This window comes from Paraburkholderia graminis (assembly GCF_003330785.1).
GTDB lineage: Bacteria > Pseudomonadota > Gammaproteobacteria > Burkholderiales > Burkholderiaceae > Paraburkholderia > Paraburkholderia graminis.
This window is the reverse complement of sequence record NZ_CP024935.1, coordinates 1,291,978-1,306,026: the sequence shown is the minus strand read 5'-3', so window position 1 is coordinate 1,306,026 and position 14,049 is coordinate 1,291,978. Positions and strand designations below refer to the sequence as shown.

At 61.5% G+C, this 14,049-nt stretch carries 11 protein-coding genes; 9 read left to right on the top strand and 2 right to left on the bottom strand.

From position 1 onward, the window contains the following. The first annotated feature begins 52 nt into the window (after positions 1–52). The 8 genes from CUJ91_RS24030 to CUJ91_RS23995 all read left to right on the top strand — a co-directional run bounded on the left by CUJ91_RS24030 (position 53) and on the right by CUJ91_RS23995 (position 10,288). A complete protein-coding gene (locus CUJ91_RS24030; protein ID WP_006052170.1) occupies positions 53–589 on the top strand; it encodes a DUF5943 domain-containing protein in 537 nt (178 codons plus the stop codon). A 48-nt stretch (positions 590–637) separates the two neighbouring features. Next, positions 638–2,701 carry an NADH:flavin oxidoreductase gene (locus tag CUJ91_RS24025; RefSeq protein ID WP_006052169.1) on the top strand — a complete coding sequence of 688 codons (2,064 nt, stop codon included), beginning with the start codon at positions 638–640 and terminating at the stop codon, positions 2,699–2,701. Positions 2,702–2,703: 2 nt separating this feature from the next. Next, a complete protein-coding gene (locus CUJ91_RS24020) occupies positions 2,704–4,617 on the top strand; it encodes a (Fe-S)-binding protein (RefSeq protein WP_029971738.1) in 1,914 nt (637 codons plus the stop codon). Between the two features lie 4 nt (positions 4,618–4,621). Beyond that, the gene (locus tag CUJ91_RS24015) at positions 4,622–5,791 is read left to right on the top strand and encodes an electron transfer flavoprotein subunit alpha/FixB family protein (protein ID WP_114157331.1); all 1,170 of its coding nucleotides are present in this window, start codon (positions 4,622–4,624) and stop codon (positions 5,789–5,791) included. After that, the gene (locus tag CUJ91_RS24010) at positions 5,788–6,585 is read left to right on the top strand and encodes an electron transfer flavoprotein subunit beta/FixA family protein (protein WP_114157330.1); all 798 of its coding nucleotides are present in this window, start codon (positions 5,788–5,790) and stop codon (positions 6,583–6,585) included. The genes CUJ91_RS24015 and CUJ91_RS24010 overlap by 4 nt, the downstream gene beginning before the upstream one ends. Before the next feature lie 73 nt (positions 6,586–6,658). Further along, entirely contained in the window at positions 6,659–7,963 is a 1,305-nt protein-coding gene (locus CUJ91_RS24005) for an aromatic ring-hydroxylating oxygenase subunit alpha (RefSeq protein WP_029971734.1), read from the top strand. 32 nt (positions 7,964–7,995) lie between these two features. After that, the gene (locus tag CUJ91_RS24000) at positions 7,996–9,264 is read left to right on the top strand and encodes an FAD-binding oxidoreductase (RefSeq protein WP_114157329.1); all 1,269 of its coding nucleotides are present in this window, start codon (positions 7,996–7,998) and stop codon (positions 9,262–9,264) included. A gap of 166 nt (positions 9,265–9,430) precedes the next feature. Further along, a complete protein-coding gene (locus CUJ91_RS23995) occupies positions 9,431–10,288 on the top strand; it encodes a glycine betaine ABC transporter substrate-binding protein (RefSeq protein WP_006052163.1) in 858 nt (285 codons plus the stop codon). 77 nt (positions 10,289–10,365) lie between these two features. Here CUJ91_RS23995 and purU read toward each other — a convergent pair whose 3' ends face one another. Then, complete coding sequence (purU, locus tag CUJ91_RS23990) at positions 10,366–11,241, bottom strand: formyltetrahydrofolate deformylase (RefSeq protein ID WP_107710888.1); 876 nt, start codon at positions 11,239–11,241, stop codon at positions 10,366–10,368. Positions 11,242–11,366: 125 nt separating this feature from the next. After that, positions 11,367–12,281, bottom strand: coding sequence for a choline sulfate utilization transcriptional regulator (locus tag CUJ91_RS23985; protein WP_114157328.1), 915 nt, complete (start codon positions 12,279–12,281; stop codon positions 11,367–11,369). A 177-nt stretch (positions 12,282–12,458) separates the two neighbouring features. Here CUJ91_RS23985 and betC point away from each other — a divergent pair, with 177 nt between their 5' ends. Then, the gene (gene betC / locus CUJ91_RS23980; RefSeq protein WP_114157327.1) at positions 12,459–13,997 is read left to right on the top strand and encodes a choline-sulfatase; all 1,539 of its coding nucleotides are present in this window, start codon (positions 12,459–12,461) and stop codon (positions 13,995–13,997) included. Positions 13,998–14,049 lie beyond the last annotated feature (52 nt).

Sequence of the window (14,049 nt, the reverse complement as noted above, 5' to 3'; positions counted from 1 at the left end):
TCTTCCGCCTCATTCAATCAACGAAATAACCCTATAAAAAGCGGAGTCCCACATGCAACCCCAACTGCCTATCGACGTCGATCCGAACACCGGCGTCTGGACCACCGACGCGCTGCCGATGCTCTACGTGCCGCGCCATTTCTTCACGAACAATCACACCGCGGTGGAAGAAGCGCTCGGCATCGACACGTATGCGGAGATTCTCTACAAGGCCGGCTACAAGTCCGCGTACTTCTGGTGCGACAAGGAAGCGAAACAACACGGCATTGCCGGCATGGCCGTATTCGAGCATTACCTGAAGCGGCTTTCGCAGCGCGGCTGGGGCATCTTCTCGATTACCGAAGCGGACCCGTCAACTTCGCATGCGCGTATCGAACTGCATCATTCGTCGTTCGTGCTCGCGCAGCCGGGAAAGGTCGGCAAGCTCTGCTACATGTTCGCCGGCTGGTTCGCGGGCGCAATGGATTGGGTCAACGACACCGCGCCCGATTCGTCGCGCAAGGGACCGCCTTCGCAATCGCGCGAAGCGCGCTGCGCAGCGGAAGGCCACGAGCATTGCGTATTCGAAGTCTCGCCGCTCGCCGCATAACGCGTACGGCACAGCACTACCCGCCATATCATTCCGAGGTCGATCGCGATGCGTTACCCGAACCTTTTCAAGCCTCTCACGCTGAACAAGCTGACCTTGCGCAATCGCATCGTGAGCACTGCGCATGCGGAGGTGTATGCGGAGCCGGGCGGCCTGCCTGGCGACCGTTATATCCGCTACTACGAAGAAAAGGCCAAGGGTGGTGTCGGCCTCGCCGTGTGCGGCGGTTCGAGCCCGGTGTCGATCGACAGTCCGCAAGGCTGGTGGAAGTCGGTGAATCTTTCGACCGACAAGATCATCGATCCGTTGTCGCGCCTCGCCGAAGCCATGCATGCGCACGGCGCGAAGATCATGATCCAGGCCACGCATATGGGCCGTCGCTCGGCATTTCACGGCGAGCACTGGCCGCATCTGATGTCGCCGTCGGGCGTGCGCGAGCCGGTACATCGCGGCAACGCGAAGATCATCGAAGTGGAAGAGATTCGCCGCATTATCACCGACTTCGCCGCGGCCGCTAAGCGTGTGAAAGACGCGGGCATGGACGGTGTCGAAATCTCGGCGGCGCACCAGCATCTGATCGATCAGTTCTGGAGCCCGCGAACCAATTTCCGTACTGACGAATGGGGCGGCTCGCTCGAAAACCGCCTGCGTTTCGGCGTCGAAGTGCTGAAGGCGGTCCGCGAAGCAGTGGGCCCCGATTTCTGCGTCGGCTTGCGCATGTGCGGCGACGAGTTTCATGAAGACGGGCTCGATCACGAGCAGTTGAAAGAGATCGCGCAGGCCATGAGCGAAAGCGGCCTGATCGATTATCTCGGCGTGATCGGTTCGGGCGCGGACACGCACAACACGCTCGCGAACTGCATGCCGCCGATGGCGCTGCCGCCCGAGCCGTTCGTGCATCTCGCGGCCGGCATCAAGTCGGTCGTCAAGATTCCGGTCATGCACGCGCAAAGTATTCGCGACGCAGGCCAGGCCGAGCGTTTGCTCGCAAGCGGCATGGTCGATCTCGTCGGCATGACGCGCGCGCAAATTGCCGACCCGCATATGGTCATCAAGATTCGCGATGGCCGCGAAGACGAGATCAAGCAATGCGTCGGCGCGAACTATTGCATCGACCGCCAGTACAACGGGCTCGACGTGCTGTGCGTGCAGAACGCGGCGACCTCGCGTGAAGCGACGATGCCGCATGTGATTACGCGCACGAGCGGGCCGAAGCGCAAGGTCGTCGTGGTCGGCGCCGGTCCTGCCGGACTCGAAGCCGCTCGCGTCGCGAAGTCGCGTGGTCATGACGTCGTGCTGTTCGAAAAGAACGACTACGTGGGCGGCCAGATCATGCTCGCGGCCAAGGCGCCGCAGCGCGAGCAGATGGCGGGCATCGTCCGCTGGTTCGACATGGAGACGAAACGTCTTGGCGTGGACCGCCGTCTCGGTGTTGCCGCCGACGAAAAGACCATCATGGCCGAGAAGCCGGACATCATCGTGCTGGCTACGGGCGGTTCGTCGTTCACATCGCAAGTCGCGGCATGGGGTGTCGACGAAGGTCTCGCGGTCAGTTCGTGGGACGTGCTGTCGGGCAAGGTCGAGCCGGGCAAGAATGTACTCGTGTATGACGGCGTCAGCACGCATGCCGGCGCGGGCGTCGCCGATTTCATCTCGAGCCGCGGCTCGAATGTCGAGATCGTCACGCCCGACGTCAAAGTCGCCGACGACGTAGGCGGCACCACGTTCCCGATTTTCTATCGCCGTCTCTATGCGCAAGGCGTGGTTCACACGCCGAATTACTGGCTCGACAAAGTGTACGAAGAAGACGGCAAGAAGATCGCCGTGCTTCGCAACGAGTACACCGAGGAGCAGGAAGAGCGCGCGGTCGATCAGGTGGTGATCGAAAACGGCAGTACGCCGAACGACGAGTTGTACTGGAAGCTCAAGCCCGAGTCGGTGAATCGCGGCCAGGTGGACGTGCATAAGCTCTTCGCATCGGAGCCGCAGCCGTCGCTTTCCGAAGAACTCGGCAATGGCCGCTTTCTGCTGTTCCGCGTCGGCGACTGCATCTCCATGCACAACATTCACGGCGCGATTTACGACGCGCTGCGCCTTTGCAAGGATTTCTGACGATGAGCCCCGTGTCTGTCATCACCGTGCTGTTGTGGTTGTCGATGGCGGGTCTGGCGTTCGCGCTCGCGAAGCGCGCCGCGTATTGGCGCGAGGGCCGCGCGACGGCGGCGGGCGCGTACGGCTGGGCCAATTTGCTGTCCATTCCGAAGCGCTACTTCGTCGATCTGCATCATGTGGTCGCGCGCGATCCGTACATTGCAAAGACGCACGTGGCGACCGCGGGCGGTGCGATCCTCGCAATGGCGCTCGTGTTCGTCAACTACGGTCTCGCGATCTACTCGCCGTGGCTCGACAAGCTGATCTTTCTGGCCGCGCTCGTGATGCTGGTCGGCGCCGTGTTCGTGTGGCGCCGCCGTCATGGTGCGAAGGCGGTGCCCGCGCGGCTTTCGCGTGGACCGTGGGATCACTTGCCGCTGCTGCTCGGCTCGTTCGCGCTCGGCCTCGTGCTGTTCGTCGCGCTGCCGGCCTCGGCGATGTCGGGCGCGCTCGCCATCATCGTCGCGCTGCTGATCGCGGTGGGCGCCTTCACGATGACGTTCGGCGCCGCGCGTGGCGGTCCGATGAAACATGCGCTCGCGGGTCTTTTGCATCTGGCTTTTCATCCGCGTCAGGAGCGCTTTGCCGAGCGTAACTCGAACGATGTCGTGCCGCCCACCGCATTGAAAGTGCCGATGCTCGACGCGAAAGAATATGGCGTGGGCAAGCCGGTTGAATTTCGCTGGAACCAGTTGCTCAGTTTCGATGCGTGCGTGCAGTGCGGCAAGTGCGAAGCGGCATGCCCCGCATTCGCCGCCGGCCAGCCGCTTAATCCGAAGAAGCTGATTCAGGACCTGGTCACGGGCATGGTCGGTGGAACGGACGCGGAATACGCGGGCAGCCCGACGCCCGGCATTCCGGTCGGCAAGCACGGCGGCGCACCACAAAAGCCCTTGATTTCCAGTCTCATCGAAGCGGAAACGCTGTGGTCATGCACGACCTGCCGCGCTTGCGTGCAGGAGTGCCCGATGCTGATCGAGCATGTCGACGCAATCGTGGACATGCGCCGCAATCAGACGCTTGTCGAAGGCACGGTGCCCGGCAAAGGTCCGATCACGCTCGCGAATCTGCGTGAGACCGGCAGCGCGAATGGTTACGACATCGGCGCGCGTTACGACTGGGCCGTCGATCTTCAGGTGCAGGTCGCGCAGCCGGGACGTCGCGTGGATGTGCTCTTGATCGCCGGAGAAGGCGCGTTCGACATGCGCTATCAACGCACTCTGCGCGCGCTCGTCAAGGTGCTGAACCGCGCGGGCATCGACTATGCGGTGCTCGGTGGAGTGGAAACGGATACGGGCGATACAGCCCGGCGTCTCGGCGACGAAGCCACCTTCCAGCAACTCGCGAGCAAATTGATCGGCACGCTTTCGCAGTATTCGTTCGGCAAGATCGTGACCGCAGACCCTCACGTGCTGCACAGCCTGCGCAACGAATATCGCGCGTTGGGCGGCTTTTACGAGGTCCAGCATCACACGGCGCTGATCGACGAACTCATCGCGAGCGGCAAGCTGTCGCCGCGTGCCGCGGCCGCGTACGCGGATAGCAAGATCACGTATCACGATCCGTGTTATCTCGGCCGCTACAACGGCGAAACGGAAGCGCCGCGCCGCGTGTTGAAGAGTATCGGCATCAAGGTCGTCGAAATGGAGCGCAACGGCATGCGTGGACGTTGCTGCGGTGGCGGCGGCGGCGCACCGTTGACGGACATTCCGGGCAAGCGGCGCATTCCCGACATTCGTATCGACGACGCACGCGGCATCGGCGCAAACATCGTCGCCGTGGGTTGCCCGAATTGCACGGCGATGCTCGAAGGCGTGGTCGGTCCGCGTCCCGAAGTGCTGGACGTCGCCGAACTGGTTGCAGCGGCGCTGGAGTAACGCGATGAACACAATCAAACGAATCGATCCGCGCCGGCCGTTCACGATCACGGCTGACGGACTTCGGCGCATTACGTTGGGCGTTATCGGTGTGGCCGGTGCGCTGGATTTCACGGCCGCGAGCGGCGCACATCGCGAACAGCCGAAGCCGCGCCGCACGACAGCGGCGCCTTCGCACACGATGCTGGTCGCGGCGCACGCGGACCGCGGTGCGCTTGACGAGCATGCGCGCCAGACACTCGCCGCCGCCGCGTTGGTTGCAGATGCATCGACGGAAATCGTGCTGCTGGTATTCGGCGAGTTCACCGGCGACGCTGCGGCGCTCGGCGCCGACAAGCTAATCGAATTGCCCATGTTCGATAGACGCAAGTTCGCGCCCGTCAATGAACTGAATGCGCTTGCGGCGTGCGTCGCGGCGTATGCGCCCGTGCATGTGTTCCTGCCCGACAACGCGACCGGCGACGGCGATCTTGGCCGCCGCTATGCAGCCGCGGCGAATGCGAGCGTCGCGACGCATGTGGTCGAAATCGACGCCTCGCACGTGGCCGCGTATGTGCATGCGAATACCGCGTTGGCTTCGCGCGCGTTGCCCGAAGTGGTTCTGCTCGCAGCGAATGCGGTCGATCCGAAGTTGCCGTTCGTCGGCGCGGGCGAGCGAGTGGTGTGGCGCTTCGATGGCGAGCCGGCCAGCGCGAAAGTCATGGTGCGCGATCTCGGCATCGAGGAAATGGACGCGGCGCAACTCGCATTGGAAGAGGCGGATTTCATCGTGTCCGCGGGCAACGGCGTGAGCGACGTGCCTGCGTTCGAGCGTCTCGCGGCCACGCTGGGCGCGGCGATAGGCGCGAGCCGCGTGGCCGTCGACGACGGCAAGTTCACGCGCGACAAGCAGATCGGCGCAACGGGCAAGACGGTCGAAGCGAGCGTGTATATCGCTTTCGGCATCTCGGGCGCCGTGCAGCATTTGCAAGGCATCAAGGATTGCCGTCATGTGATCGCCGTGAATCTCGACGCCAGCGCGCCGATTGCCAAGCGCGCGAATCTGACCGTGATCGCGGACGCGCAGGAAACGATTGCGGCGCTCAACGATGCCGCGGCTGCAGCGCGTTCGGCGCGCGGCACCGGCGCGGCGTTACTCAATTCGAAGGCCGTTGCGGAAGGAGCGCTCGCATGAAAATCGCCGTACTCGTTTCGGTGGGCCGGCATCCGGTAAGCGGCGTTGCGCGTTACAGCCGCAACGACGCAGCCGCACTCACGCTCGCGTTGTCGCTGGTGAAACAGCACAACGCCACGCTCGATGTACTGCATGCAGGCGACGCAGCGAATCCCGCGTTGCAGGAGTATCTGGCGCTCGGCGCGCGCTCGGTGGAAGTGCTTGCGGTTCCCGCAGTTGGGGACGACGCGCAAGCGGATGCTTCCGCGCCGCTCGCCGCGCGCCTGCAAGGCTACGATCTGGTGCTGACCGGTACGCGCGCAGAAGGCGCATTCGACAGCGGCATGCTGCCGTATCGCGTGGCCAATGCGCTGAATATTCCGCTCGTCGGTGCGGCCGTCGACGTGACGTTGAACGACGGTTGCGCGCAGGTGCGGCAATTCATGCCGAAGGGTTTGCGTCGACGTGTCGAAGTTCAATTGCCTGCGCTGATCGCGGTGCATCCGATGGCGAACGCAACGCCGACGTATGCATACGCACGACTGCGCGAAGGCACGATTCGTCCGGTTGCGAGTACGGCAGGCGCGGGAACAGCCGCGAGCAATGCCACCACAGAACCCGCCTGGACGATCCGCCCCGCAACCGCCAAACCCGTGCGCCTGGCCGCCGCTGAAAAGCGTTCCGGCCATGCCCGCATGCTTTCGGCAACCACGACGGAAAGCCGCGGCGGAAGCGTCGTAATTGAAGGGAGTTCCGTCGAAAAAGCACAAGTGATTCTCGCGTATTTGCGCGAGCATCAACTCGTGGATTACTGATTTCCGGTTCAGGCGAACCAGCGGCCAGGAGGGCCTGGCGCGGCGCCAGACGTGACACGCAACGGAGCACACAATGAAAGTTTCCGCAGACGTTCGCGCAATGATCGAACGCCGCAAAAAGAATCACACGCTGGAAGCGCCGTTCTATACGAGCGAGGACATCTTCGCGCTCGACATGGAAGCGATCTTTCGCCAGCACTGGATTCAGGTCGCAGTCGAGCCGGACGTGCCCGAACCGGGCGACTACATCACGGTGGAGATCGGTCACGATTCAATTCTGATCGTTCGCGACGACGACATGCAGGTGAGGGCGTTTCATAACGTATGCCGTCATCGCGGCTCGCGCCTGTGCAATACCGACAAGGGCTCGCTTGGCAACATTGTGTGCCCGTATCACAGCTGGACGTACAACCTGAACGGCGACCTGATGTTCGCCGAGCATATGGGCGACCAGTTCGACCGTTGCAAGCACAGCCTGAAGAAGGTTCATGTCGAGAACCTCGCGGGACTCATCTTCATCTGCCTCGCGGAGAATCCGCCCGCGGACTTTTCGGTGATGCGCGCTGCAATGGAGCCGTATCTGCTGCCGCACGAACTGGCCGGCTGCAAAATCGCCGCCTCGATCGACATTATCGAGGAAGGCAACTGGAAGTTGACGATGGAGAACAATCGCGAGTGCTATCACTGCGTCGCGAACCATCCCGAGCTCACCATTTCGCTTTACGAATATGGCTTCGGCTATCAACGCTCGCCGGCCAACGAAGAAGGCATGGCCGCATTCGAAGAGACCGTTGCACGGCGCACCGCGCAATGGGAAGCGATGAAACTGCCGTCGGCGGAAATTGAACGGCTCGCGGATCTCGTGACTGGTTTTCGCACGCAGCGCCTGCCGCTCGATCGCGACGGCGAATCGCAGACGCTCGACGCAAAAGTGGCGTCGAAGAAACTGCTGGGCGGCTTCGAGCAGGCCGATCTCGGCGGGCTTTCTTTCTGGACGCAGCCTAATTCGTGGCATCACTTCATGAGCGATCATATTGTGAGCTTTTCCGTGATTCCGCTTTCGGCGGGCAAGACGCTCGTGCGCACGAAATGGCTCGTGCACAAGGACGCACGCGAAGGCATCGACTATGACGTGAACAACCTCACGGCCGTTTGGCGCGCGACCAACGATCAGGACCGTGCGCTCGTCGAATACTCGCAGCGCGGCGCATCGAGCAGCGCGTACGAGCCGGGTCCTTATTCGCCGTTCACCGAAGGTCTCGTCGAGAAGTTCTGCGAGTGGTATATCGGCCGCATCGCGGATTACAGCAATGCACCGCAAACCCACGATGCCACGCCGCTTGCGCATGGCGAGAACGTCGTGTCCTTCGTGCGCTGAGCGCCGAGCGCAACCAGGAGCGGGAGAAAACAATGATGCGCGATCAGGCGGCGTTTCAGCCAGGCGGTGAGCCGGCCACAGACCCTGCAACAAGCCGTGCAAGCCGTGTTACACAGCCGCGCTTCTGGGACGCGCTGCCGGCGCGCTGGAACAGCGACGTCGACGACACGCTGGTGTGCTGCCACGTCCGTCAGGAAACGCATGACGTGAAGAGCTTTTTCTTCCGCGCGCCGAATGAACGGGCGTTCGTGTTCGAGCCTGGGCAGTTCATCACGCTCGAACTCGATATAGACGGCGAATCGATTAACCGCTGCTATACGATTTCGTCGCCGCCGACGCGGCCACACACCATCTCCATTACGGTGAAGCGCGTGCCGGGCGGCAAGGTGTCGAACTGGCTACACGACAATCTGCAAGTGGGCGGCGAGGTTCGCGTGCTTGGGCCGGCCGGCGAATTCACGTGCGCCCGCCATCCCGCGCGCAAATTCCTGTTTCTGTCGGCGGGTTCCGGCATTACGCCGTTGATGTCGATGAGCCGCGCGCATCACGAACTCGGCGAGGACAGCGACATTGTGTTTGTGCACAGCGCTCGCACGCCGGACGACATCATCTTCGCGCGCGAACTCGATCTGATTGCGTCGAATCACGCGCATTTTCGCACCGCGTTTGTGTGCGAACGCTTAGGCGCGCGCACGAATTGGCCTGGCGTGACGGGCTTTTTGACCTTACCGCTGCTCAAGCTGATCGCGCCTGATTTTCTGGAACGCGAGATCTTTACCTGCGGCCCCGCGCCATATATGCAGGCGGTACGTAATCTTCTGGAGGAAGGCGGCTTCGATCGCCGTCATTATCATGAAGAGAGCTTTTCGTTCGAAACGGTCAGCGAGATCGCCGCGCAATTGACGACCGCTCACGTCGGCGATGTATTGCAAACCGCGCCTGAAGCGGTTGCTGTGGAGAGCTTTGCAGAAGCGCGGCAAGAGGCGCCGGCTTTCGAGCCGGCTCCCGCGGCGCCGGAAATCGGAACCGAAATCGAAACGCGCTATAAGGTGAGCTTCACGAAGAGCAATCGCGAGATCGAATGCGGCAGCGGCCAACATGTATTGGACGCTGCAAAAAAAGCGGGCGTGCGCCTGCCCGCATCGTGTACCCAGGGTATGTGCGGAACCTGCAAGGTAAAACTCGTATCCGGCGAAGTCGCGATGAAGCACGCGGGCGGCATTCGTCAGCGCGAAATCGATCTGGGCATGGTGCTGCTGTGCTGCAGCAAGCCGCTCACCGATCTCGTCGTCGAAAAGTGACTGGCGCACGCGCCAGGAAAAGCAGTTGCCGCCAGTGGCCGGGCAAGCCCATTAACCAGGTCGCATGCGGACAACTGCGTGTCGCAAAACAACGTTACTGGGCAATTCTGGCTGGCGATTCTAAATGCTCATTGGGTTGTTTGTGGAAGTGAACGGGAGAACGGCGATGAGACTGATCAGAAAGATATTGGTGTTGAGCACCCTGAGCGCGGCGCTGGCGGCAAGCAGCGTGAGCGTTTCGGCGGATACGAAGCCGACCATCAAAATCGGCTACGTGGAAGGCTGGGACGACAGCGTGGCGACGTCCAACGTCGCTGCACGCGTGATCGAGAAACGTCTCGGCTATCAGGTTCAACTCGTGCCGGTCGCGGCCGGCGTGATGTGGCAAGGCGTGGCGCGCGGCGATCTCGACGCGACGCTGTCCGCGTGGCTGCCGGTCACGCATGGCGCGTACTGGAACAACTTCAAGGAGAAGGTGGTCGACCTCGGGCCGAACTTTAACGACGCGAAGATCGGTCTGATCGTGCCGGATAATCTCGACGTGAAAACGGTCGGCGATCTGGAAGCGAAGAAAGCGGAATTCGGCTCGCGTATCGTCGGTATCGACGCCGGTGCGGGCGTGATGCAAAAAACCAGCGAGGCCATCAAGGCGTATGGACTCGATTACAAGCTGATGCCCAGCTCGGGCAGCGCAATGACCGCGGAACTCGCGCGTTCGGAAGCGGCGAGCAAGCCGATCATCGTGACCGGCTGGAAACCGCACTGGATGTTCGCGAAGTACAAGCTGAAATTCCTCGAAGATCCGAAGAAGGTATTCGGCGAAGCGGAGCACGTCGATAGCGTCGTGAATCCGGAACTGGAAAAGAAGGCGCCGCAGGTGGTTGCGTTCCTGAAGAAGTTCCAGTGGAAGCCGGGCGAGATCGACAGCGTGATGCTCGCGACGCAAAACGGCGAGAAGCCGACCGCCGCAGCCGATGCGTGGATCGGCGCGCATAGCGATCGGGTGGATAGCTGGGTGAAGTAATCCACTCTATTGCCGGTTAAGCGATACGACGAAACGCCGCTTCTTTTCCAGAAGCGGCGTTTTTTTGTGCTGCAATGTTATTGCAGAACGACCGTTCTATCGCCATTGATAAACACGCGCCGCTCGATAAACGCTTTCACTGCGCGAGCAAGCGTAATGCACTCGACGTCGCGGCCGGTGGCAAGAAGTCGATCCGGACTATACGAATGATCGACACGTTCGACCACTTGTTCGATGATCGGACCTTCGTCGAGATCGTCGGTCACGAAGTGCGCCGTCGCGCCGATCAGTTTGACGCCGCGCGCATGCGCCTGGTGATACGGCTTCGCGCCTTTGAACCCAGGTAAAAACGAGTGGTGAATGTTGATCGCGCGCCCGGCGAGCGCACGGCTCGTCTCGCCCGAAAGAATCTGCATATAGCGCGCAAGAATCATCAGTTCGGCGCCGGAAGTCTCGAACAGATCCAGCAGACGCGCTTCCTGTTGCGGCTTGGTATCCGCCGTAATAGGCAGATGATGAAACGGCAATCCGTGTTGCTGCGCGAGCGGTTCGAAATCGCGATGATTCGAGCCGATACCGACAATGTCCATTTTCAGTTCGCCCATTCTCCAGCGGAACAGCAGGTCGGCAAGACAGTGCTCGAGCTTCGACACCATGATCAGAACCTTGGGTCGCGTGCCGACATCATGCATCGCCCACTTCATATGAAAGCGCTCGGCAATGGACTCGAATTCGCGTTTGAGCGCCGAGATATTCAGCGTCTCGTTGCTGTTCACGCCGTGAAAGACGCAGCGCACGAAGAAGCGTTCGCTGAGATCGTCGTCGAAAACGGTGAGTTCGTCGATATAACAATGATGCCGGTCGAGAAAGCCGACAACGGCGGCAACCTGGCCTGCGGCGCTCGGACACGCAACGGTGAGAACCAGTTGATCTGGACGGGAATCGGCGGACATGCGCTCTCCACATAGACGATAGGCTCATGCCGCGGACGCGGCATGCATCGTCGCAGTAGAGCAAATCCGTGCGCGCGGCGGATAGAAGCGAATCGCCGTGGCAATGGAACGGGAGCGTCAGAGCCTCATTCCGCGTCGAGCCCGCATTCGCCGAGCAGCCATTGGCGGAAAGCGTCGACCGCCGGCGTGGCCGCGCGTTGCGTGACCAGCATATAGCCGCGCTCGGTGACAACCGGCGCATCGAACAGTTCGACGAGCTGCCCCGTTGCAAGCAATTCGTCGATGAGCGGCGCCCAGCCGAGTGCCACGCCCTGGCCCATGATCGCCGCATGGGCGACGAGCGTGAAGCTGTTGAACGTGATGCCGCGATGCGCGGCAGGCGCGACAAGACCATGCGCCGCGAACCAGTCGGCCCATGACAGCCAGCGCGCCGGCTGCGTGGGTTCAAGATGAAGCAGCGGCAGCGCGAGCAGTTCGGAGGGCGACGTGAGCGGCGGATGCGCCGCGAAAAACGCCGGACTGCACACCGGCGTCACACGCTCGGGAAAAAGTTTGACCACGCTGCGTGCATTCCAGTCCGCATGTTCGTCGCCGAATGCAATCGCCACATCGGCCTGATCGTGCGATGGATCGAATACGCTTTGCGACGTAATGATCTTGACATCGACATCGGGCATGAGCGCCTTGAATTGCGAAAGCCGCGGCATGAGCCAATAGGTTGCGAAGCCGAAGTCGGTGGATAGCGTAAGCGTTTGCGGCGTGCGGCGCGCGCGGATTTGGGCGGTGGCAACGCGGATCGTGTCGAGCGCATGATGCACCGCTTCAAAAAGGCGCTCGCCGTCTTCCGTGAGCCGCACGCCACGATGACCGCGCTCGAAAAGCGGCGCACCCAGCGTCTCTTCCAGTTGCACGATGCGCTGGCTTACTGCCGGCTGCGTGGAGCCCAACTCGCGCGCGGCCGCCGTAAAGCTCGCGAGACGCGCGGCGGATTCGAACATCGTCAATGCCTGCATTGGCGGCAAGCGATCCTGCCTCGACATAACGCCCCCTTATAGGCACATAACGAATTGCCGTCTTCACAGCGCCGAATTGAACGGCAATAGTGATGTTGATGCCGCACGCGCTCCAAGAGCACCGCTCAAATGCGGCTGTTGTTGCAGATGCACCGGCACAGGTACTTGCACTGACATTCATGATTTTATTCGAGGCGCGCTCCAATGCTTGACAGCAAAAAGAATATTCTTATTCTGATGGCCGACCAGATGACTCCGTTCGCGCTTGCCGCGTACGGCCACCCGCTCACCCGAACACTCAACCTCGATCGTCTGGCAAAGCAGGGCGTGGTTTTCGATTCCGCGTACTGCGCGAGCCCGTTATGCGCGCCGTCGCGTTTCTCGTTTCTCTCCGGCAAGCTGCCGTCGGCAATTGGCGCTTACGACAACGCAGCAGAATTTCCGTCGCAAACGCTGACATTCGCGCATTATCTGCGCGCGGAAGGCTATCGCACGATTCTCTCCGGCAAGATGCATTTCTGCGGCGCCGATCAGTTGCATGGTTTCGAAGAGCGCCTCACTACCGACATTTATCCCGCCGACTTTGGCTGGACACCGAACTGGGACGACTTCGAAGCGCGCCCTACGTGGTATCACAACATGAGTTCCGTGATCGACGCCGGCCCTTGCGTGCGCACCAACCAGCTCGATTTCGACGACGAAGTGACGTTCACCACGCGCCAGAAGCTCTTCGACATTGCGCGCGAACGTCATGCGGGTAAAGATGCACGGCCGTTCTGCATGGTCGCCTCGCTGACGCATCCACACGATCCGTATGCCATTCCGCAGAAGTACTGGGACATGTACCAGGACGAAGAGATCGACATGCCCACGCACCGCGATTCATTCGACGAAGCCGATCCGCATTCGAAGCGCTTGCGTCACGTTTGCGAAACCGATCGCACGCCGCCGACCGGGCAGCAGATCCGCAACGCACGGCGTGCGTATTACGGCGCGATTTCCTATGTCGACGATCAGTTCGGCGCGATTCTCGAAGCATTGGAAGAGGCCGGGCTCGCGAACGATACGATCATTGTCGTCACTTCCGACCACGGCGAAATGCTCGGCGAGCGCGGACTCTGGTACAAGATGACGTTCTTCGAAGGTGGTTGCCGCGTGCCGCTGATCGTGCATGCGCCGCAGCAATTCGACGCGCATCGTGTGAGCGCTTCGGTATCGCATCTCGATCTGCTGCCCACGCTTGTCGAACTCGCGCGTGGCGAACCACCCGCGGCGTGGCCCGATTCGCTCGACGGACATAGTCTCATGCCGCATCTTCGGGGAGAGCGGGGCGGTCATGATGAAGCGATCGGCGAGTACCTTGCCGAAGGTGCGATCGCACCGATCGTGATGCTTCGGCGCGGGCGCTTCAAGTTCATTCACACGCCGGCCGATCCTGATCAACTCTACGACGTGCAGGCCGATCCGCTGGAGCGCACGAATCTCGCATTCAACGCGGAGTACGCCGCTCAGGTCGAAGCATTCCGCAAAGAGATTGCCGCACGCTGGAATCTTGGCGCGCTGCATCAGGACGTGCTGCAAAGCCAGCGTCGCCGCCGCTTTCATTTCGCCGCGACCACGCAAGGCACCGTTGCTTCATGGGACTGGCAACCGCTCGTCGATGCAAGCCAGCGCTATATGCGCAACCACATCGACCTCGATACGCTGGAGGCGATGGCGCGTTTTCCCGCAGTCGCGCACTGAGTTGTCTCTCTTGTCTTGCACCGCTACGCCCGACGCTCCACGCTAACGATTC

Excerpts from the sequence above, each read along its gene's own strand:
- CUJ91_RS24030 (WP_006052170.1), top strand. The coding sequence starts at position 53 with ATGCAACCCCAACTGCCTATCGACGTCGATCCGAACACCGGCGTCTGG.
- CUJ91_RS24025 (WP_006052169.1), top strand. The coding sequence starts at position 638 with ATGCGTTACCCGAACCTTTTCAAGCCTCTCACGCTGAACAAGCTGACC.
- CUJ91_RS24020 (WP_029971738.1), top strand. The coding sequence starts at position 2,704 with ATGAGCCCCGTGTCTGTCATCACCGTGCTGTTGTGGTTGTCGATGGCG.
- CUJ91_RS24015 (WP_114157331.1), top strand. The coding sequence starts at position 4,622 with ATGAACACAATCAAACGAATCGATCCGCGCCGGCCGTTCACGATCACG.
- CUJ91_RS24010 (WP_114157330.1), top strand. The coding sequence starts at position 5,788 with ATGAAAATCGCCGTACTCGTTTCGGTGGGCCGGCATCCGGTAAGCGGC.
- CUJ91_RS24005 (WP_029971734.1), top strand. The coding sequence starts at position 6,659 with ATGAAAGTTTCCGCAGACGTTCGCGCAATGATCGAACGCCGCAAAAAG.
- CUJ91_RS24000 (WP_114157329.1), top strand. The coding sequence starts at position 7,996 with ATGATGCGCGATCAGGCGGCGTTTCAGCCAGGCGGTGAGCCGGCCACA.
- CUJ91_RS23995 (WP_006052163.1), top strand. The coding sequence starts at position 9,431 with ATGAGACTGATCAGAAAGATATTGGTGTTGAGCACCCTGAGCGCGGCG.
- purU (WP_107710888.1), bottom strand. The coding sequence starts at position 11,241 with ATGTCCGCCGATTCCCGTCCAGATCAACTGGTTCTCACCGTTGCGTGT.
- CUJ91_RS23985 (WP_114157328.1), bottom strand. The coding sequence starts at position 12,281 with ATGTCGAGGCAGGATCGCTTGCCGCCAATGCAGGCATTGACGATGTTC.
- betC (WP_114157327.1), top strand. The coding sequence starts at position 12,459 with ATGCTTGACAGCAAAAAGAATATTCTTATTCTGATGGCCGACCAGATG.